Annotated in this window: 18 protein-coding genes; 10 read left to right on the top strand and 8 right to left on the bottom strand. The window is 70.4% G+C overall.

Annotation, left to right across the window (positions count from 1 at the left end; genetic code table 11):
- Positions 1–900 carry a SigB/SigF/SigG family RNA polymerase sigma factor gene (locus TR49_RS31090; protein WP_236653602.1) on the bottom strand — a complete coding sequence of 300 codons (900 nt, stop codon included), beginning with the start codon at positions 898–900 and terminating at the stop codon, positions 1–3.
- Between the two features lie 103 nt (positions 901–1,003).
- Positions 1,004–1,345, bottom strand: coding sequence for a helix-turn-helix transcriptional regulator (locus tag TR49_RS31085; protein WP_042387425.1), 342 nt, complete (start codon positions 1,343–1,345; stop codon positions 1,004–1,006).
- A 360-nt stretch (positions 1,346–1,705) separates the two neighbouring features.
- Between TR49_RS31085 and TR49_RS45915 the strand changes: the two genes are divergently transcribed.
- Both TR49_RS45915 and TR49_RS31080 read left to right on the top strand, forming a co-directional pair.
- Positions 1,706–1,990: a DUF5808 domain-containing protein gene (locus TR49_RS45915; RefSeq protein WP_369405349.1), complete on the top strand. Its 285-nt coding sequence runs from the start codon at positions 1,706–1,708 to the stop codon at positions 1,988–1,990.
- Between the two features lie 47 nt (positions 1,991–2,037).
- On the top strand, positions 2,038–2,562 hold the full coding sequence (locus TR49_RS31080; protein WP_052434791.1) for a DUF6328 family protein: 525 nt from the start codon (positions 2,038–2,040) through the stop codon (positions 2,560–2,562).
- Positions 2,563–2,639: 77 nt separating this feature from the next.
- On the opposite strand, the gene TR49_RS31075 is transcribed toward TR49_RS31080, so the two are convergent.
- Positions 2,640–3,038, bottom strand: a complete 399-nt coding sequence (locus TR49_RS31075; protein ID WP_236653601.1) for a hypothetical protein — start codon at positions 3,036–3,038, stop codon at positions 2,640–2,642.
- Between the two features lie 704 nt (positions 3,039–3,742).
- Here TR49_RS31075 and TR49_RS31065 point away from each other — a divergent pair.
- Positions 3,743–5,014, top strand: a complete 1,272-nt coding sequence (locus TR49_RS31065) for a PP2C family protein-serine/threonine phosphatase (protein WP_052434797.1) — start codon at positions 3,743–3,745, stop codon at positions 5,012–5,014.
- A 96-nt stretch (positions 5,015–5,110) separates the two neighbouring features.
- Here the strand turns inward: TR49_RS31065 and TR49_RS31060 are convergent, their stop codons facing one another.
- The 4 genes from TR49_RS31060 to TR49_RS31045 all read right to left on the bottom strand — a co-directional run bounded on the left by TR49_RS31060 (position 5,111) and on the right by TR49_RS31045 (position 9,601).
- Positions 5,111–6,568 carry an MFS transporter gene (locus tag TR49_RS31060; RefSeq protein WP_042387421.1) on the bottom strand — a complete coding sequence of 486 codons (1,458 nt, stop codon included), beginning with the start codon at positions 6,566–6,568 and terminating at the stop codon, positions 5,111–5,113.
- 490 nt (positions 6,569–7,058) lie between these two features.
- Complete coding sequence (locus tag TR49_RS31055) at positions 7,059–7,889, bottom strand: SigB/SigF/SigG family RNA polymerase sigma factor (RefSeq protein WP_042387420.1); 831 nt, start codon at positions 7,887–7,889, stop codon at positions 7,059–7,061.
- Between the two features lie 180 nt (positions 7,890–8,069).
- Positions 8,070–8,966 (bottom strand): Rieske (2Fe-2S) protein, encoded by an 897-nt coding sequence (locus tag TR49_RS31050; protein ID WP_052434789.1) that lies wholly within the window; start codon positions 8,964–8,966, stop codon positions 8,070–8,072.
- Positions 8,967–9,370: 404 nt separating this feature from the next.
- Positions 9,371–9,601 carry a hypothetical protein gene (locus TR49_RS31045; RefSeq protein ID WP_152627538.1) on the bottom strand — a complete coding sequence of 77 codons (231 nt, stop codon included), beginning with the start codon at positions 9,599–9,601 and terminating at the stop codon, positions 9,371–9,373.
- A gap of 201 nt (positions 9,602–9,802) precedes the next feature.
- Between TR49_RS31045 and TR49_RS31040 the strand changes: the two genes are divergently transcribed.
- Both TR49_RS31040 and TR49_RS31035 read left to right on the top strand, forming a co-directional pair.
- On the top strand, positions 9,803–10,426 hold the full coding sequence (locus TR49_RS31040; protein ID WP_042387418.1) for a TIGR03086 family metal-binding protein: 624 nt from the start codon (positions 9,803–9,805) through the stop codon (positions 10,424–10,426).
- A 124-nt stretch (positions 10,427–10,550) separates the two neighbouring features.
- On the top strand, positions 10,551–12,830 hold the full coding sequence (locus TR49_RS31035; protein ID WP_052434788.1) for a SpoIIE family protein phosphatase: 2,280 nt from the start codon (positions 10,551–10,553) through the stop codon (positions 12,828–12,830).
- 115 nt (positions 12,831–12,945) lie between these two features.
- Here the strand turns inward: TR49_RS31035 and TR49_RS31030 are convergent, their stop codons facing one another.
- A complete protein-coding gene (locus TR49_RS31030; RefSeq protein WP_084725621.1) occupies positions 12,946–16,428 on the bottom strand; it encodes a HAMP domain-containing protein in 3,483 nt (1,160 codons plus the stop codon).
- A 335-nt stretch (positions 16,429–16,763) separates the two neighbouring features.
- On the opposite strand from TR49_RS31030, the gene TR49_RS31025 reads away from it, so the two are divergent.
- The 5 genes from TR49_RS31025 to phoU are packed head-to-tail and all read left to right on the top strand — an operon-like array spanning position 16,764 to position 18,872.
- A complete protein-coding gene (locus TR49_RS31025) occupies positions 16,764–17,144 on the top strand; it encodes an STAS domain-containing protein (protein ID WP_052434787.1) in 381 nt (126 codons plus the stop codon).
- 12 nt (positions 17,145–17,156) lie between these two features.
- On the top strand, positions 17,157–17,582 hold the full coding sequence (locus tag TR49_RS31020; RefSeq protein ID WP_236653600.1) for an ATP-binding protein: 426 nt from the start codon (positions 17,157–17,159) through the stop codon (positions 17,580–17,582).
- 40 nt (positions 17,583–17,622) lie between these two features.
- Positions 17,623–17,979, top strand: a complete 357-nt coding sequence (locus TR49_RS31015; protein ID WP_042387414.1) for a PRC-barrel domain-containing protein — start codon at positions 17,623–17,625, stop codon at positions 17,977–17,979.
- A gap of 26 nt (positions 17,980–18,005) precedes the next feature.
- The gene (locus TR49_RS44390) at positions 18,006–18,164 is read left to right on the top strand and encodes a hypothetical protein (RefSeq protein ID WP_162484687.1); all 159 of its coding nucleotides are present in this window, start codon (positions 18,006–18,008) and stop codon (positions 18,162–18,164) included.
- A gap of 42 nt (positions 18,165–18,206) precedes the next feature.
- A complete protein-coding gene (gene phoU / locus TR49_RS31010; protein ID WP_042387413.1) occupies positions 18,207–18,872 on the top strand; it encodes a phosphate signaling complex protein PhoU in 666 nt (221 codons plus the stop codon).
- Positions 18,873–18,901: the final 29 nt, after the last annotated feature.

Here is an 18,901-nt window from a genome sequence, read left to right as displayed (position 1 = left end):
CTACCGCTCGTCGTCGAGTTGGGCGCGCAGTTCGGCCAGGATGCGGGCGAGGAGCCGGGAGACCTGCATCTGGGAGCAGCCGATGCGGTCCCCGATCTCGCTCTGGGTGAGGTCCTCGGCGAAGCGCAGGGCGAGGATGCGCTGGTCGGTCTCCGGCAGGGTGGGGAGGATCTGCCGCAGCGCGGTGAGGTCGACGATGTTCTCCAGGTCACGGTCAAGTGCGCCGAGGCGACGTTGGAGGGGGCTGTCGCCTTCCTCGTCCCCGGCTGGGGGGTCCAGGGTGCCGGCGGTGTAGGCGTCGCTGGCGAGGAGGCCTTCGGTGACCTCTTCCTCGGTGGTGTCGAGGCGGGCGGCGAGTTCGTGGCGGGTGGGTTCCCGGCCCAGTTCGTGCTCCAGCGCCTCGCCGGCCTTGGCGAGTTGCAGGCGCAGCTCCTGGAGGCGTCGCGGTACGTGGACCGCCCAGCTGGTGTCGCGGAAGAAGCGCTTCATCTCGCCGGTGATGGTGGGCAGGGCGTAGGTGACGAATTCGACCTCTCGGTGCGGATCGAAGCCGTTGATGGCTTTGATCAGCCCGATGACACCGACCTGGAGGACGTCCTCTACCGATTCACGGCGGTGCGCGAACCGCTGGGCTGCGGTGCGGACCAGGCTCATGTTGAGTTCGACCAGGGTGTTGCGGACGTAGGAGTAGGTGGCGCTGCCCTCCTCCAGCTCGCGAAGCCGCAGCAGCAGCACGTCCGTCAGCGCCCGGATCTCCATCACTTCAAGCGTCACCGGGTCGCAGGAGATCGGGGCCGTCCCAGCCACCGCCTCGCGGACTTCGTCCTGGGCGGCAGCGGGCAGCGTCGTGAGCGAGCGGTCGGAGCTGTTGTGTGTCGGATGGGCGGATGCCGTGGACACGGTCTCTCTTCCCTCCTCGATGCTGATGCGGCTCCGCGTGCATGGGCCGCGAAAGTGTGCCCGCCGCCATGGGCTTCATGCCCGTGACGGCTGGTGGCCGGTCTCATGGGTGCCGCGGCGCCAGAACGTCGTCGGGTCGCTGGGCTTGTGCGGTCAGGACAGCCAACAGGTCGTCCACCGTGGGGCCGGCGTCGGCGGGGTGCCGAAGCCTGGTGCCGTGCTGGACCCGGTACCGGTTCCCACGTCCGTTGCGGGCATGGCTGAGGTAGCCGCCCGTTTCAAGGTCGGCGATGATGCGCTGCACCGCCCGCTCGGTCAGCAGACAGCGCGCAGCGATGTCGCGCACCCGGATGCCGGGGTCGCGGGCGATCTGGGCAAGGACCCGTGCATGGCTTGTCAGGAACGTCCACCGGGTCGCCCGAGGCGTGGTGGTCTCCTGCTCCATCCCCCCACAATGACCCGATTATCACGGCATTGCAAACGCGACATCCATTTCGTGTCATGAAGGACGCGCAGACGCCCCTGGCCAAACGCCCCGCCCCCGCCCAGCGATCGGACCTCAATCTTGCATCGAATCCGTGACTAACGCCCGGACCGGAACTGGCCAGGCCTGGGCACGCATGGTGGCTCCACTCCGCTGGCCCCTCCGCCTCATCCGCATGCCTGCGCCAACGCGGCAGGCCCAAGACCACGACCTGGACCGCGCTGTCCGTCCGCCAGGCCAGGCACCGATTCGCGCCGTTCGCCCCTGATCTCCGGTTCGGTCCTGACCGGCCACTCATGGCGCGTCCCCCCGGACGGCGCGGTGATCGGCTTTGCGGCCGGGGAGCAGCATGTGAACTGGGACGACGACCGCTGCTGGAAGGCCGGCCAGTTCTACTTCAACCGAGACGACCGGCGGCTTCTCGTGCCCAAACGGATCGGGTTCGGCCGGACCCTGAACTTCGCGCAGCCTGTGTCGTGGTCCTGTTCGCGCTCCCGATCGTTATCGCCCTTGCGGCCGGCGCACCCAAGGGCTGACCAGGACCCCGAATCCCCTGGGCCTGCAACGGGAGCGGCACGTGGGCGTGGCTTCGGGCTTTCGGGTTAGGAGCCTGTCGTAGCCCGCTGTGACGGGTGGAGTCAGGAGGTTGCGCCGTGAGTGACGAGGAGGTGGGCGCGCGGGAGCGCCATGAGACCCAGGCGCAGTCAGCGGACCGGCGCTGGTCGGATCTGACGCAGGAGGTGCGGATCGCCCAGACCGGATCGCAGATCATGTTCGGCTTCCTGCTCTCGGTGGCCTTCACCGATAGGTTCGCGCGGCTGCATGGTTTCGACCGCGGCCTGTACGTCGTCGTGGTCGTCCTCGGCGCTCTCGCGACCGGCACTTTGATCGCGCCGGTCACCTACCACCGGCTCCTTGCCGGGCACCACGTCAAATCACACATGGTCGGAGCAGTCAGCCGTCTGGTGGCGGTCGGGGTGTGCCTGCTGGCGGCCGCGATCGGGGCGGCGCTGCTCCTGCTGCTTCGCGTCGCCGGGCTGGGCTGGGCCGCCTGGCCGATCGTCGCCGCAGTGCTGGTCTGGTTCGCGCTGTGCTGGCTCGCCCTCCCACTGCACCTGCGCCGGCGCGACGCACCCGGCCGTGACGACGAAGCTCCGCCTGGCGGAGCAAGCCGGTAACCGACGGCGTGCTGGCCAGACGGAGCGCTCATCCCGGCTGCGACCCGGCTCGCGGGCGCCGTCTGCCCGGATCGGGATCAGTGTCCGAACAGATGACGATGCGGACGGTGCGAACGCGCCGGTGTACCGGCAGCCGTCCCGGCCGGGGTCCCGGTCGCTTCGTCGACGGCTACGTCGGTGTCGGCCCGAGCGGTCGTGGCGTGCGGCGTGGCCGCGTGCGCACCGTGCGAGCTGCGCAGCAGGGCGCGGCGTCGACTCGACAGCCGTCCGCCGATGCCCATCAGGGCGAGGGCGAAGCAAAAGATCAGCGCCAGGGCCAGGCCGGAGAGGAAGATCTCCAGGCTGTTCATGGTCGCGATCGTGTTCCCGAGGATCGTGACCGAGTAGTCCGGGCCTCCGGACAGGTTGTCCGCGATGAGCAAGCCGGTGAAGGCCGCGGTGCCGCAGAGCAGGAGTAGGCCGAGCAGGAGCAGCATTCCGGGTTCCTTCCGTCAAAGGTTTTCGAACGGTCCGTCATGACCGCGTGTGACCCGTCGGCGAGAACACAAACCGGGGCGAGGCGGCTCGTGGGAGTGGAGATGTTCGTGTCCCAACGGGCGGGCGGCGGCGGGCGTCGACGAGCGGGGCAGGGACGGTTCATCCATTCCGGTTGGCGGAGCGCCCGCCTCACCTGGCACTACTGCCCTGCCCGCGGCCGTCACGCCGGCTGCGCCGCCGCAGGGAACGCAGCCACCGGGGCCGAGGCAATCGCATGGTGCGCAGTGACTGGTCGAGTTCCTCGTCTTGCTGGAGCTCGCGCTCGATGTCTGTCAGCGCCTGTTGCTCGCGCCGCGAGAGTGCGGGCCCGTCCCTTGCCTCCATGACAGGCCTCCTCATGGTCGGTGTCGCTGCGTCTTCCCTGCGGGCGATCGCGTATGCGTCGATGGCGACGCCCGCACCCCCTACGGTCGGGGGCAGCTGACCAGATGGGTAGCAGCCACGGGCAGGTGCAGAGTCAACGAGGGCACCGGCCATCCACCACGAGGGGGTGCTTCCGTGCTGGTTGTGCCATCGGTGGCGAAGGCCGCAAGCGAGGGTGCCGCCCCGGCCTTCGGCCCGCATGCGATCCCGGGTGCACGACAGCGCGCCGACCGGAAGACTGAAGGGCGAACGTGCGCCCTCACCTGTGGCGGTGATCGAGATGACCGTGGCCGAGACGAACCAGTGGGACGGCCCGGCCCGGCGGATGCTGTCGGGCCTGCTCTCGGCCAGCCACCTGATGCCGCTGGAGACCCTTCCCGAAACTCTGGACGGCTGCGCCGCCCTGGCCGGATTCACGCACGTGCTGGTCTACCTGGCGGACCTGGAACTTCGGCACCTGCGGCTGCTCACCGGCAAGGGCCAGGACGCGGGCCAGGACCCCGGCAGTGATCCCGCCGAGCTGCGGATCGACGGGACCCTCGCGGGCCGCGCCTACCAGGTCGGGGAGATCCTCGCCGCCGGCTCGGAACAGCCCGGCGGCCCGCGCCGGTGGTGGGTCCCCATGCTCAACGGCACCGAGCGCCTGGGTGTCCTGCAGGTCAGCACCGCGCGCGAGGACGATGCTGTCCGCGGGGACATCGAGGCCCTGGCGGCGCTGACCGCCCTGGCCGTCGCGAGCAAGCGCGACCGAAGTGACTCCTATGCCCGCCTGACCCGCACCGCCCCGATGTCGGTCGGCGCCGAGATGCAGTGGCATCTGATGCCCCCGCGCACCTACGCCGACGGGCGCGTGGTCATCGCCGCGGCCCTGGAGCCCGCGTACCAGGTCAGCGGCGACGCCTACGACTACGCCACGGCCGGCACGCACGTCCACCTGTCGATCTTCGACGCCATGGGCCACGACACCGCCGCCGGACTGACCGCGAACCTGGCCATGGCCACCTGCCGCAGCTCCCGACGCCAGGGCTGCTCCCTGGTGGAGACGAGCGAACGGATCGAGGCAGACCTGCTCGAACAATTCCACCGCAGCCGCTACGCCACAGGCATCCTCGCCGACCTGGACACCACCAGCGGCCAGCTCACCTTCGTCAACCGCGGACACCACCTCCCGTTGATCATCCGAGCCGGGCGCTGGACCGCCAGCCTGCGGTGCGAGCCCGCCCACCCCATGGGCACGGACCTCGGCCTGCCCCTCACGCTGTGCCGTGAGCAGCTCGAACCAGGCGACCGGATCGTGATGTACACCGACGGCATCACCGAGGCCCGGCGCGCGGGCGGCCCCGAGTTCGGCCTCGCGCGGTTCGTCGAACTCCTCTTGCGTTATCACGCCGACGGCCTTCCCGTGCCCGAGACGCTGCGCCGCATTGTGCACGCGGTCCTGGACTACCACCACGGCGAACTGCAGGACGACGCGACCATCCTGTTCTGCGAATGGCTCGGCACCGACCCGCAGCCCTCCACCCAAGCAGCCGACCTGACCGGACTGCCCTGACAGACAGGCGTGCACGCGAAGACCGGCGGCGGCACCACCGAGGTGGTGCGGGTCGTGCCCCTCGGCCCTAGGACGATGCCGGGCTGATCCGGCGGCTCAAGCCTCTACTCCGGATGCAGAGGCCGGCACGGCGCTGAGCGGTGCGGCCAGGTCTTCCAGGCTGCGGCGCTCTGCGCGCACCCCGATCGCGGCCTCCACCAGGCCGGCAGCGCACATCAGTCCTGCGCCGATGCAGAACGCGAGGGTGGTGTCGGCCGGTTTGCCGCTGCTGACCAGGCCGTTGAAGAGCAGGGGGCCGGTGATTCCGCCGAGCGCGGTACCGACCGCGTAGAACAGGGCGATGCACAGCGCCCGGGTCTCCAGGGGGAAGATCTCGCTGACGGTCAGGTAGGCGGCGCTCGCCCCGGCGGAGGCGAAGAACAGCACCACGGTCCAGCAAGCCGTCATCGTGGCCGCCGTCAGTATGCCGTTCTGGAACAGGGCGGCGGTGCCGAACAGCAGCAGGCCGGAGAGGATGTAGGTGCCGGCGATCAGAGGCTTGCGGCCGACGGTGTCGAAGTACCGGCCGAGGAGCAGTGGGCCGAGGAAGTTCCCGATCGCGATGACGACGAAGTAGTAGCCGGTGTCGCCGGTCGGGGTCTTGAAGAAGGTGGTGAGGATGACCGCGTAACCGAACGTCACCGAGTTGTAGAGGAACGCTTGGCCGATGAAGAGGGCGAGCCCGAGTAGGCCCCGTCGCGGGTAGTCGCGCAGCACAGTGCGGGCGATCGTCGTGAAGCCGATCACGCCGCGCTGCTGCACGGCCAATTCATCGCGGACGGGCTCCAGGTCGTGCCCGGTTTCTTCGCTGACCTCGTGCTCGATGGAGTCGACCAGCCGCTCGGCCTCTTTGGCGCGGCCGTGTGTGAGTAGCCAGCGCGGGCTCTCGGGGACCTGGCGGCGCACCAGCAGGATCACCAGGCCCAGTACGACGCCGATGCCGAAGGCCAGCCGCCACCCAAGGTCGGTGGCGAACAGCGCGGTGTTCAGCAGGACGATGGAGGCAAGCGCACCCACGGCGGCGCCGATCCAGAAGCTGCCGTTGATGATCAAGTCGATGCGGCCCCGGGCGCGCGCCGGGATGAGCTCGTCGATCGCGGAATTGATGGCCGCGTACTCCCCTCCGATGCCGAGGCCGGTCAGGAAGCGGCACAGGAAGAAGAACCAGGCCGTCCAGGACAGGGCCGTCAGTGCGGTGGCCGAGAGGTAGACGGCAAGCGTGATCATGAACAGGCGCTTGCGTCCGAAACGGTCGGTCAAGTGTCCGAAGAACAGGGCGCCGCAGCAGGCGCCGGCGACGTAGAGGGCCGCGGCCCAAGTGGTGACCTGCGCGGCGCTGATGTGAATGCCGCTACCCTGCTCGGCCAGGCGGGACGCCATGTTGCCGACGATCGTCACTTCCAGCCCGTCGAGGATCCATACGGTGCCCAGGCCGATCACGATCCGCCAATGCCAACGGGACCAGGGCAACCGGTCCAGGCGGGCGGGGATCTGGGTCCGGACGACATCCGTCACGGTTCCGCTTGTGCCGCCGCTCGCGCCTGTGGGCGTCCGGGAGGGCGGGGTGTGTTGCGCGTCCACGGTCGGGCCTCCTGCCGATTCGGGATGCCGGTGCGACGCGCCTGCCCGCAATCGCCTGGAGTACACCCAGTCAGCATCCTGGCGGGGATGGAGGGTTTCCGCCGAAGGATGCCGGTTAGGCGCAGCCAGGTGCACCGCCCCGCCACCGAGGCTGTGTCCACAGCAGTCCAGCGAATGAGGAGGCAGCCGTGTCCGCCACCGCGCCCGCCTCGGTGCCGCAGCCGGGACCTGACCCGAACCCCCTGCCCTACCCCGACCCGGATCCACCCAAGCCGACGGCGCCCGAGCCGCGACCAGCCCGACAAGGCCACGTATGACGCTGAGATCCCGCTCCGCCGCGATCCCGCTCAGCGCACGGCGCGGTGGGCCTTCCGGTTCCACGGGGTGAGTGACGATGGCTCAGATCTCCTGCCGGGACGGGCGGTCACTGTTCGGCCAGGAGTGCCTCGCGCAGCTGTGCCAGCACGCGCGACAGGAGCCGTGAGACGTGCATCTGAGAGATGCCCAGGCGTGCGCCGATCTCGGCTTGGGTGAGCTCGCCGGTGAAGCGCAGGGCAAGGATGGTGCGCTCGCGTTCGGGCAGCTGGGCGATCAGCGGCTTGAGGGACTCCAGGTTCTCGACGCCCTCCAGTGCGGCGTCGGTGTAGCCGAACCGGCGGCTCTGCGGGCCCTCGCAGTCGGTGCCGTCGTCGGGGGCTTCCAGGGTCCCGGCGGTGTAGGCATTGCTCGCGGTGCGGCCCTCGGCGATCTCCTGCTCGGTCACGTCCAGGGCGGCGGCCAGTTCCGCGTCGGTGGGTTCGCGCTCGAGCTTCTGGGAGAGTTCGTCGGTGGCCTTAGCGAGGCGCAGGCGCAGCTCCTGGAGTCGGCGGGGCACGCGGACCGACCAGCTGGTGTCGCGGAAGAAGCGTTTGAGTTCTCCGGTGATGGTCGGCAGGGCGAAGGTGGAGAATTCCAGGTTGCGGTCGGGGTCGAAGCGGTTGATCGCTTTGATCAGGCCGACGATGCCGACCTGGAGGACGTCGTCGGTCGGTTCGTTGCGGTGCCGGAACTGGGCCACGGCGTAGCGCACCAGGGCGAGGTTCAGCTCGACCAGGGTGTTGCGCACGTAGGAGTAGTCCGCGGTGCCTTCGTCCAGCTCGCGAAGGCGCGTGAACAGCTGCCTGGACAGCTCGCGGGCTTCTTCGGTGTCGACGGCGTGCGGCGCGGGCAGCCGCGCGGGTGCCCGGTCGAGTGCGAGTGTGCGTGAGTGGGACATGGAACGGGTCCTTGGGCGGAGTGCACCCGCACGACTGGATGTGGTGGGGGCCGTCCCTTCTTCGGGGCGTTCTGCCAGCGGTTACCCCGCAACGCATCCCCCAATCGGACTGAACCTCGAGCTGTTTGCGTGCCGACAGAATGTAGTCGTCCGCTCACCGTGTCGGTACCTTGGGCACGGTCACGCGCCGGGGGCGCGTATCAGCAGGCAGCCGGCGATGACCCGGGTGGCAAAGGCGGGCTGGGGCGAGGTGGCAGGGCCTTCCAGGACCTCGCCGTCGCTGAGCCGGAACAGGCTGCCGTGCCAGGGGCAGCGCAGGCAGTCGTCCTCGAGGGTGCCCTGCGACAGCGGTCCGGACAGGTGGTTGCAGTGTTCCGCCAGCACATGGACGGTGCCGTCCTTGTGGTGCAGCACTACGACCGGGATGTCGCCGACGTCGCGGCGGACCGGCTCGCCGACCGGCAGCTCGTCGACGGGCCCCACCGTCTGCCAACCGGGCTCTGCGAGCTGCGCCACGTCGCCCGCTTGGTTCATGCCGGTGCCCTGCCGGTAGGCGAGGTGCCCGCCGATGATCCCGCCCACTGCCGCCACGGTGAGCCCAGACCAACCCAGGATCCGGCCCCGGACCGGGCGACCGCCCAGGCGTGCCAGCAGGGACGCGCTGTAAAGGCCTGTCGCGGTCAGGTTCGCGGCCGCGTGGACCAGCCCTGTGCGTTGCTGCTCGGAGCTCTGCTCTGCCCAGTCGACCCAGCCCGCCACCGCGCCTGGGCCTGCTCCGAGCAGGCCAAGCCCGACCAGCGCGGCGGCCGCGCGGCGGTTGCCCGGCACGAGGTCGAGCACCGCGGCGCTCATCCACGAGCCGAGCGGGACCTGCACGAGGGCCGGATGCACCGGGTGTCCAAGCCAGGTCCCGTGCAGGACCTCCCGGGACTGTCCGAGCGGAAGTCTGCGGACGGCTGCGCGTGCCGCTCGCGCCAGCGGGTCGAGCACGCTGAGCTCGCCCAGAGCATCGAGGGCCTTGCGTGCGGAACGGGAGCCGAGACCGGATGCTGCCGTAGCCGAAGTGATCTCTTCCATGGCCAGCGGCTGTCCCCTTCCCGGCGGCTCAAACCGGCAGCTGGTCTGCTGTGCCAACGCTGTTCGAGATCACCAGGAGCCCGTCGGAGCCGGGGGCGTCGTCGAAGTACCTGCCGGTCTTCTGCCGGTAATCGGCGAAGGCGTCCGCGGAGGCGGCGCGGTACTCGGGTGCACGCTTGAGGCTCTGCTTGCCGCAGCGCTGGGCGGACGGTGCCGCTCGCGTCTTCGGCGATCAGACCCGCGGGTACGGCCAGAAGCCTGCCGAAGAACCAGGGCCCGGTGGTGACCACGAGCAGTCCGGTGGAGACGTCGTCGACCGTGCGCAGGGCACGGCCCAGTCCCCCGTCCACGGCCGGTGCGATGACCAGCTGTGCCTGCACGCCGGGAGCTCCCACGGCTGGTGCTCACGGGCCTTCGGCATGCGCCGCGGCCTCGGTGGACACGGCGATGCAGTCCACGTCGATGCGGTCGGCCAGGCTGTCCAGCATGTCCTTGACCGCGCTCACCGTACGCGGATCACCCTCCCGGGCGGTCCAGCCGGACATCTCCTCGCTGACACCGCGGAGCAGGGAGGTGAGGGTGAGCGCGGGCACCATCACTTCGCCGTCCGTCAGGCAGACCAGTTCGATCGTCATCTGCTTCACCGTGATCACTTCCCCGGTGCACTGCGCGAGGGGTTTCGCACTGTCGCACGTCGGCTACCCCTCCGCACGCCCCGCACACCTTGTCAGTACGCGCGGGCTCCCGGGGTGTGGTGATCGCCGGGTGTGAAGCCGTCGCCACGGGGCATTCTCCTGGCCCGGACCCCGGTCCGGCGCAGCACCCTAGGAGACGCCATGGTCACCAAAAGGCAGGACGACGCTGACACGCTTCCGCAGCACTACGGCGCGGCCCTGGACCACTTCGGGCACCTGCTCCGGCAGGTCGAGCCCCACCAGTGGGGTCACCGGACACCGTGCCGACACTGGTCGGTACGGGCCCTGGCCAACCACGTCATCGTCCAGCACCTGTGGGTGCCGCCGCTGCTGGCCGGGACCCCTGCCGTCGCTCTGGCGGATCGGGAGGGCACCGACGTGCTCGGCGCGGCCCCGGTCCTGGCCTGGAAGCGGGCCGCGACGCTCGCCGAGGAGGCCGTGCACACCGGCGGCGCCCTCGATCGCACCGTCGTGCTGTCGGCGGGGCCGGCGTCTGCCGCGCACCTGTGCAGCCAGATCGCCATGGACACCGTGGTGCACGCCTGGGACCTCGCCCGTGCACTGGGTGCCGAGGAACGGCTCCCCGACCCGCTGGTGGAATTCGCCCTGCGTGAGTTGTCCGGCTACGCCGACCGGCTGGCCGCCACCGGGCTGTTCGACCCGCCGCTGCCGGTGCCGGTGCCGCAGGGCGCCGACCCGCAGACGCGCCTGCTCGCGCTCACCGGCCGTAGCGCCGAGGACAGTGGCTCGCACCGACCCACGTGAGTGACCGGACCTGCCCAATCCCTGCACAGCAGGTCGCCGCGGGACCAGCCGGTCTCCTCTGCAACACCTCAGACGGGCAGACTGGAGAGGTCATTCTCGTCGCGAGGCCGTCAGGGGAGGCGTCATGGCACAGGACAGCGATGTCCCGTCGGACCGGTCCGCGCCAGACGCGCGGTCTCTGCCGGCGGCGTACCTGGACCTGGCGGCCGAGCTGGCGCGGAGCGAGGATCGCCATCTGCTGGATCTCGCTGCCGGTGTTCTCGTGGCGCAGCAGGCGATGGAACCCACGATGGCGGCCCAGTCCTTGCGCCAGCTCGCGGCGCGGGCCGGGGTCCCGGTCCGCGATCTGGCGGCGGACCTGGTCAGCGGCGCGTGCGGGGCCTCCATCGAGGCGCCCGAGGCATCCGAAGCGGCGCTGGCAGGCTCGCGGGCCCGGCTGGAGGCTACGACGGCGGCGGAGGTCAGCCGAGATCTGGACGAGGTCACGGGCACGCTCCTCGGCGCACTGCGGCCGGTCGGGGTGCGAGGGCTGATGGTGTGGCGGCGCACATCGAGCGACTGTCTGCGTCTGACCGCCTCCGCGGGGTTCACGTCCCTGGACCGCGCGCAGTGGTCGCAGATTCCGCCGCAGTGGCACGCCTTGCCGCAGCGGGCGCTGGCCGAGGCGGAGCCGATCTGGCTGCCGCGCGGCGTCGGGGACGCGGGTGAGCTGCCGGGACCGGCTCTGGAGGCGGCGCGCGCGGTGTTGCCGCTGCGGCACGAGGGGACTTCCTGCGGCGTGGTTCTGGTGGCCTGGCGCGAGGCCCGCGAGCTGGACCGGGAGTTGCGTCTGCGGGTGAGCGGCCTGCTGGATGTGCTGGCCCGGGTACTGGGGAGTGTCCGGCACCTGACCGATCCCGGCGCAACCCTGCCGGTGCTGGCCTCCACGCTCGATCTGCTGGCCGAGCCGGCGATGATGCTGCGCAGGGCACGCAATGAGACCACGGACGGATCGCCGGTGCTGTTCGTGGAGCACATGAACGCGGCCGCGCAGCGCAGGGGCAGTGGAGTGCCAAGGCCCGTGGGCAGGCCACTCGCGCATGTCCTGCCGCAGGTGGCGGACGACCTGACCGCGCTGGTCGGTGACGCGTACCGGCACCGGGCGGTGCAGCGGGTGCCCCGGCTTCCCGTCGCAAAGCAGCCCGGCACCGTGCCGCTGTTGAACGTGCGTGTGCTCGCGGTCTCCGCCGAACGGTGTGCGGTGCTGTGGCACGCGGAGGGACGCGACCACAGCTTCTCGGTGCTCAACCGCGCGGGGCGTTTGGGTTCCCTAGCCGCGTTCGAGGACGACCGGGCCCTGGGGGTGACGCAGTGGAGCGAGCAGGTCGCCCCGCTACTGGGTCTGCCCGCCGACACGGAGCCATTCCCGCTCGAGCGGCTGGCCAACCTGGTCGTCCCCGAGGACAGGCCGGACCTGTCCCGGATGCTGGAGGCTTTGACGTCTCGGCTGGAGGGCGTCTCGGGGATGCTGCGGGTCCCCCGGCCGGAAGGGGGTGTGCGCCACATCCGGCTCATCGCGGACCCGCTGCTCACCCACGGAACGCTCACCGGCCTCACCGGGTTCTTCCAGGACGCCTCCGCCCAGCACCAGACCGAGGTGGCGCTCGCGGCGACGTTCGACCGGCTCGGCTCGGTGCAGGCGCAGGCGGATCTTCGGCACAAACTCGCCCTGCAGTTGCAGCAGGCGATCGTCCCCGAGCAGTCCGGCCTGGACGCGCTGCCCGGCCTGCGGGTCGCGGCACGCTACCGCCCGGCGGCCGAGGAGTACCGGGTCGGCGGCGACTGGTACGACGTGCTGCACCTGCCCGACGGCCGGGTCCTGATCGCGGTCGGCGACGTCGCCGGACACGGCATCGACGCGGCCACCGGCATGGTGGCACTGAAGAACGCCCTGCGGGGGCTCAGCTGCTCCGGCGGCGAGCCAGGTGACGTGATGCGTTCGCTGAACGAGGCGGCGCTGCGCACCACCGGACACCCAACGGCGACCACCATCTGCGCCTACTTCGATCCAGAGCGGCAGACGCTGCGGTGGACCAGCGCCGGGCACCTGCCCCCGCTGCTGCTGCGCGACGGGCGAGCGCGGCTGCTGGAGTCCGCACCCAACCTGCTCCTCGGGGCGGTGCCCGGCACCCGGTACCAGGAGTCACAGGTCGACCTGCGCGACGGCGACCTGCTGCTGCTGTGCACGGACGGGCTGATCGAGCGCCGCCGGTCCTCGATCGACGACGCCCTGGCCATGCTGGCCCGAGCCCTCGAGGGGTTGAATCACGCCGACGACCTGGAGACGGGCGCCGACACGCTCCTGGCCGCAGCTCGGGGCGACACCGACGACGACGCCAGCCTGGTGCTGATCCGCGTCCAATAGGGCCCGCAGATCAGTACCCCTGAGCTGCCATCCTCCTCTTCTGCGGCCCCGGTCGGTCGCCCCGGGGCAGCGGTCAGACTGGCGATATCGGCGCTCCAGGCACCAATAGCGCCAGTCAGGCCAGCACCCGGAGGATCCGGCGCAGGAGGTCGTCGGCGTCCAGCGGCTTCACGATGTAGTCGGTCGCGCCGGCGGCCAGGATCGCCTCCCGGTCCGCGGGCATCGCCTTGGCCGTGACCGCAATGATCGGCAGGTCCGCGAAGCGAGGGGTGGCTCTGATCCGGCGTGTGGCCTCGTAGCCGTCCAGCTCGGGCATCATCACGTCCATCAGTACGACGTCGATGTCGTCCCGAGCCTCCAGAACGTCGACACCCTCCTGGCCGTTGGAGGCGCGCAGGACATGCGCGCCGTGCAGCTCGAGGACGCCGGTGAGCGCGAACACGTTGCGCTGGTCGTCGTCGACGATGAGAGCGACCCGGCCCTCAAGGCCGGTGCCGAGCCGGGCGTCTTCAGCGGACGCGGGGGCCGGGGCCCGGGATGCGGTCGTGGGCTCGGATGAGGTGGGCCCGGCGGGGGTGCGGACGGGGATGAGGAGGGTGAACGTGCTGCCCTGGCCCGGGGAGCTCTGTGCCTGGATGACGCCGCCGAGCAGGTGGGCGATCTGGCGGCTGATCGACAGGCCGAGGCCGGTGCCGCCGTAGCGGCGGCTGGTGGTGCCGTCGGCTTGGAGGAAGGCGCCGAAAATGGTCTCCAGGTGCTCCTCGGCGATCCCGATGCCGGTGTCCTTGACGTGGAAGGCCAGCACCGGGATGCCGGGCGCGGGCAGTTCGTCGGGCAGTGAGTCCGGTGTGGCGATCTCGACGCGCAGTTCGATGCTGCCGCTCTCGGTGAACTTGACCGCGTTGGAGAGCAGGTTGCGCAGGACCTGCCGCAACCGCTGCTCGTCGCTTACGAGTTCAGCGGGGAGGTCGGGGCCGGTGCTGACGTGGAACTCCAGTGCCTTCTCGGCGGTGAGCGGCCGGAAGGTGGTCTCCAGCGCGTCCAGCAGTGGGCGCAGCGCGAAGGGTTCGGGGTTCACGCCGAGTTTGCCGGCTTCGACCTTGGACAGGTCGAGGATGTCGTTGATGAGCTCCAGCAGGTCCGAGCCGGCGGAATGGATCACGGTGGCGTAGCCGACTTGTGTGTCCGTCAGCGTGCCGCCGGGGTTCTGTGCGAGCAGTTGCGCGAGCACGAGCAGGCTGTTGAGCGGGGTGCGCAGTTCGTGGCTCATGTTGGCCAGGAACTCCGACTTGTACATCGACGCTGTCGACAGCTGGTGCGCCCGCTCCTCCAGTTCCTGCCGTGCCTGCTCGATCTCGAGGTTCTTGGCCTCGATGTCGTGGTTGCGGTCGGCCAGCTGGGCCGCCTTCTCCTGCAGTTCCGCGTTGGAGCGCTGCAGCTCCTGCTGCCGCTCCTGGAGCTGGGCGGTCAGCCGGCGCGACTGGGTGAGCAGCTCGTCGGTCCGGGTGTTGGCCAGAAGGGAGCTGACATTGACGCCGAGCGCCTCCGTCACCATCCCCAGGAAGTCTCGGTGCAGCTGGGAGAAGCCAGCCAGCGAGGCGAGTTCGACGACACCGAGGAGCTGGTCCTCCATCACGACCGGCAGTAGCGCCAGCGAGGCAGGGGTGGCGCTGCCCGCGCCGGAGGAGACGGTCAGGTAGCCCGGCGGCAGGTTCTCGATCACCCGGGTTCGGCGGCTGCGCGCGCACTGCCCGACCAGGGACTCGCCCATCGCGAAGCGGACCGGCTGCCCGGCGGGTGCGCCGTAGGCGCCGACGCGGACCAGTTCCGTGCCCTGCGGGGTTTCCTCTACGAGGTAGAGGGCGCCGAACACCGCGTCGACCAGCGGTGTCAGCTCCTCCAGCACCAGCTCGGCCATGGCGTCCAGGCTTCGGGGGCCCTGCATCAGGGCGGAGATCCGGGCCAGGTTGCCCTTGAGCCAGTCCTGTTCCTGGTTGGTACGGGTGGTCTCACGCAGCGACTCGACCATGGCATTGATGTTGTCCCTGAGGTCGCCCACCTCGCCCGGCGCTTCGACGGTGATCGAGCGGGTCAGGTCGCCCTCAGCGACGGCGCTGGTCACCTCGGCGATGGCGCGGACCTGGCGGGTGAGGTTCCCGGCCAGTTCGTTGACGTTCTCCGTCAGCCGCTTCCAGGTACCGTGGACGCCCTCGACCTCGGCCTGGCCGCCGAGCCGGCCCTCGCTGCCGACCTCGCGGGCGACGCGGGTCACCTCGGCCGCGAACGAGGAGAGGGTGTCGACCATGGTGTTGATGGTGGTCTTCAGCTCCAGGATCTCGCCCCGGGCGTCGACGTCGATCTTGCGGGTCAGGTCACCGCGGGCGACGGCCGTGGTGACCTGCGCGATGTTGCGGACCTGGCCGGTGAGGTTGGTGGCCATGGAGTTGACGTTGTCGGTCAGGTCCTTCCAGGTCCCGGCGACGTTCGGGACGCGAGCCTGACCGCCCAGGACCCCCTCGGTCCCGACTTCACCCGCGACGCGGGTGACCTCGTCGGCGAAGGCGGAGAGCATGTCCACCATGGTGTTGATCGCCTCGGCCAGAGCGGCCACCTCGCCGCTCGCCTCCACGGAGATCTTCCGGGACAGGTCCCCACGCTCGACCGCCTGGGCGACCTGCGCGATCGAGCGGACCTGGCCGGTCAGGTTCGAGGCCATGACGTTGACGTTGTCGGTGAGGTCCTTCCAGGTCCCGTCCACCCCGCGGACGGTTGCCTGGCCGCCGAGCTTGCCCTCGGTGCCGACCTCGCGGGCGACGCGGGTGACCTCGTCGGCGAAGCCGGAGAGCTGGTCGACCATGGTGTTGATGGTGGTCTTCAGCTCCAGGATCTCGCCCCGGGCGTCTACCGCGATCTTCTGTGTCAGGTCGCCCGTTGCTACCGCGGTGGCGACCTGCGCGATGGCGCGCACCTGGCCGGTCAGATTGCCTGCCATGGAGTTGACGTTGTCGGTCAGGTCACGCCAGGTTCCGGCCACGCCGGGCACGCGGGCCTGACCGCCCAGCACCCCTTCGGTGCCGACCTCGCGGGCGACCCGGGTGACCTCGTCGGCAAACGCGGACAGCTGGTCGACCATGGTGTTGACCGTGTTCTTCAACGCCAGAATCTCCCCGAGGGCGTCGACCTCGATCTTCTGCGTCAGGTCGCCCTTGGCCACCGCCGTGGTCACCTGGGCGATATTGCGCACCTGGTCGGTCAGATTGCGGGCCATCGCATTGACCGAGTCGGCGAGCTCCCGCCATACCCCGCGCAGTCCCGGCACCTGCGCCTGCCCGCCCAGTCGCCCCTGACCGCCGACCTCCTGGGCCACCCGGGTGACTTCCGAGGTGACCAGGGTGAGCCGGTCCAGCATGTCGTTGAAGACCACGGCGATCTCGCCCAGCAGCCCGTCCGAACCGTCCATGCCCGGCGCCAGTCGCGCCGAGAAGTCGCCGTCGCGGACCGCGGTCAGGCCCGCGAGCAACTGCGCCAGACCCTCACGGTCCCGCTGATCGGAGCCATTGCCCGGCACGGGGGCACCGGTTGTCGGATGACTGTCCATCTGCGGCCTCTCACGGCTGGTCGGCCCGCCGCCCTAAAATCGACGGCCCGGGAGTCAGAAGCTGGCTCGCTTTCATCGTTCCACGCCTCCCGCCAGGACAGCACCGAGGCCCTGACCGTTGCGCCAGGGAACGGAATCTGGTGAGGGGGTTCTGCCGAGGTCAACCCGGGGCACCCGGCGCGGCATAGTGTCGCGGCCGGTGGGCAGAAGCGACGACACAGCCGGTGGACACGCCAGGACCGCCCGGAAGCCGGGCTGCCCGACCACCGAAGCCGGGAGATGATGGCGCCAGACAAGATCTTCCGACGCGCGCACCGGAGGGAGAGGGAGTGGCCATGCCGTCCGAAATCCCAAAGCCCGGCGAAGGCGACGGCGAGCACCTCACGGTCGCGGAGACCCTGGCCGAGCAGGTGGCGGTCCTGTGCCTGGCCGGCGAACTCGACCACGACACCGCCCCGATACTGCGCGATGCCCTGCGGCGCTGCGAGGAAACCGGATCCAAGCGGGTCCTGGTGGACCTCTCGGAACTCGGCTTCTGCGACTCCACCGGGCTCAACCTGCTGCTGGAGGCTCGCCTGAGGGCCCAGGAACGCGGAGCGCTGGTCGCCCTGGTGGGCATGCCCGCCCCGGTCGCCCGACTGTTCAAGACCACCGGGGCGGGCACGCTCTTCCCGCAGTACGCGTCCCTGGCGGACGCCCAGGTCGACGGCGGCTGAGAGGGGGCCCCGGTGGCCAGAGTGATGTATTCGGCGGAGGGTCCCCGGGTGGACCGGATGGTCGTGTCCGAGGGCCGCGGGGTGGTGGGCCGCTGCCGTGACTTCGTCCGGGCATGCCTGGACGAGCGCGGCTGGCTCGACGGCCCCGGTGACGAGCAGCGCGCCGTCGTCGAAGACGTCCTGCTGATGACGTCGGAGCTGGTCACCAACGCATGCCTGCACGCCGGCGGTCCACGTCAGCTGGTCGTCTCCAGCACTGGCGGGCGGCTGCGGGTCGAGGTCGAAGACGGCACCGACCAGCCACCGGTGGTGCGTGCCGCAGTCCCAGCGCACCCCGGCGGCCACGGCCTGCGGGTCCTGCAACGGCTCTCCCATGCGTGGGGCTGCGAGCCAAGGAAGGACGGCAAGGCCGTCTGGTTCGAGATCGACCGCGCCTGACCTGCAACCGCACACCACGATCCATGAAGGAGGCCGAGCGATGATCACGATGGCTGATGTCCGCGAGTGGCGCATGCACGACGTGGTGGATCCCGACGGCAAGAAAATCGGCACGCTCGAGTCCGTGTACGTGGACACCGCCACCGACGAACCCTTCTTCGGGACCGTGGTCGTCGGCCTGCCCACCAGGCACCGGCTGGTCTTCGTCCCCCTGGACGGCGCGCAGGTCGGCCCCGGCTACGTGAAGGTCGCCTACCCCAGATCCCTGGTCAAGGACGCGCCGACGATCGACACCGACGGTGTGCTGCCCGCCGAGGAGGAACCCGCGGTCTTCGCCCACTACGAACTGTCCTACACCGCCGGTGCCGGCGGCGAGCGCCGCCTGGCGCGCCGATAGCGGACGGGAGACGTGACATGGTCCTCGTGCTGCTTCTCATCCTGGCGGCCGTCGCGCTCGGCATCATCGGCGCGGTCGCCAAGGGTCTGCTCTACCTCCTGGTCATCGGCGTGATCATCTTCCTCGGCGCGCTGCTCCTGGGCGCGCTCAGGTTCCGCCACGGGGCACGCCGCCCCACCCGCTGAACACATGGAGCAGTGGCCGCAGGAACCACAGGAAGGGGCGCGATGCGCGAGGTGCACCACGGGGAGCTCGAGTCGATCACCGGCGGCCTGGGGCAGATGGCCCGGTTCGCGGCCTCGGCGATCGGCCGCGCCACCACAGCCCTGCTCGACGCGGACCTTCAGCTCGCCGAGAGTGTGATCGCCGCCGATGACCGGCTCGACCGGAAGCAGCGCGACCTGGAGGAACGCGCGATCGCCGTCCTGGCGCGCCAGCAGCCGGTCGCCACCGAGCTGCGCACCGTGGTGACCGCGCTGCGTATCAGCGCCGAACTGGAACGCTCCGGCGACCTGGCCCTGAACGTGGCCAAACTGGCCCGACGCCGCTTCCCCGACCACGCCGTCCCGGGCGAGCTGTACGCGACCGTGCGGGAGATGGGAAACGTCGCCCAGCGCCTGATGGCCAAGGCCGCCGACGTCATCGCCACCCGGACGCTCGAGACCGCGCTGGAACTTCAGGGCGACGACGACGCGATGGACGACCTGCACCGCGCCCTGTTCCGCCAACTCATGGACGACCGCTGGCACCACAGCGTCGAAGACGCGGTCGACGTCGCCCTGGCCGGCCGCTTCTACGAACGCTTCGCCGACCACGCCGTCTCCGTCGCCGAGCGCGTCGTCTACCTCGTCACCGGCACCTACCCCGACAGCATCCCGGCAGCGTCGCGCTGAGGCAGCACCCCTGGCGGCGCCGCCCCGGA

It is taken from the genome of Streptacidiphilus melanogenes (genome assembly GCF_000787835.1).
Classification (GTDB): domain Bacteria; phylum Actinomycetota; class Actinomycetes; order Streptomycetales; family Streptomycetaceae; genus Streptacidiphilus; species Streptacidiphilus melanogenes.
The sequence above is the reverse complement of the archived record's forward strand: the minus strand, read 5'-3'. Positions and strand labels throughout refer to the sequence as shown.

Bases quoted from the DNA above. Each gene is read 5' to 3' on its own strand.
- TR49_RS31085 (WP_042387425.1), bottom strand. From the start codon at position 1,345: ATGGAGCAGGAGACCACCACGCCTCGGGCGACCCGGTGGACGTTCCTG.
- TR49_RS31075 (WP_236653601.1), bottom strand. From the start codon at position 3,038: ATGCTGCTCCTGCTCGGCCTACTCCTGCTCTGCGGCACCGCGGCCTTC.
- TR49_RS31065 (WP_052434797.1), top strand. From the start codon at position 3,743: ATGACCGTGGCCGAGACGAACCAGTGGGACGGCCCGGCCCGGCGGATG.
- TR49_RS31055 (WP_042387420.1), bottom strand. From the start codon at position 7,889: ATGTCCCACTCACGCACACTCGCACTCGACCGGGCACCCGCGCGGCTG.
- TR49_RS31050 (WP_052434789.1), bottom strand. From the start codon at position 8,966: ATGGAAGAGATCACTTCGGCTACGGCAGCATCCGGTCTCGGCTCCCGT.
- TR49_RS31045 (WP_152627538.1), bottom strand. From the start codon at position 9,601: ATGACGATCGAACTGGTCTGCCTGACGGACGGCGAAGTGATGGTGCCC.
- TR49_RS31040 (WP_042387418.1), top strand. From the start codon at position 9,803: ATGGTCACCAAAAGGCAGGACGACGCTGACACGCTTCCGCAGCACTAC.
- TR49_RS31035 (WP_052434788.1), top strand. From the start codon at position 10,551: ATGGCACAGGACAGCGATGTCCCGTCGGACCGGTCCGCGCCAGACGCG.
- TR49_RS31030 (WP_084725621.1), bottom strand. From the start codon at position 16,428: ATGGACAGTCATCCGACAACCGGTGCCCCCGTGCCGGGCAATGGCTCC.
- TR49_RS31025 (WP_052434787.1), top strand. From the start codon at position 16,764: ATGCCGTCCGAAATCCCAAAGCCCGGCGAAGGCGACGGCGAGCACCTC.
- TR49_RS31015 (WP_042387414.1), top strand. From the start codon at position 17,623: ATGATCACGATGGCTGATGTCCGCGAGTGGCGCATGCACGACGTGGTG.
- phoU (WP_042387413.1), top strand. From the start codon at position 18,207: ATGCGCGAGGTGCACCACGGGGAGCTCGAGTCGATCACCGGCGGCCTG.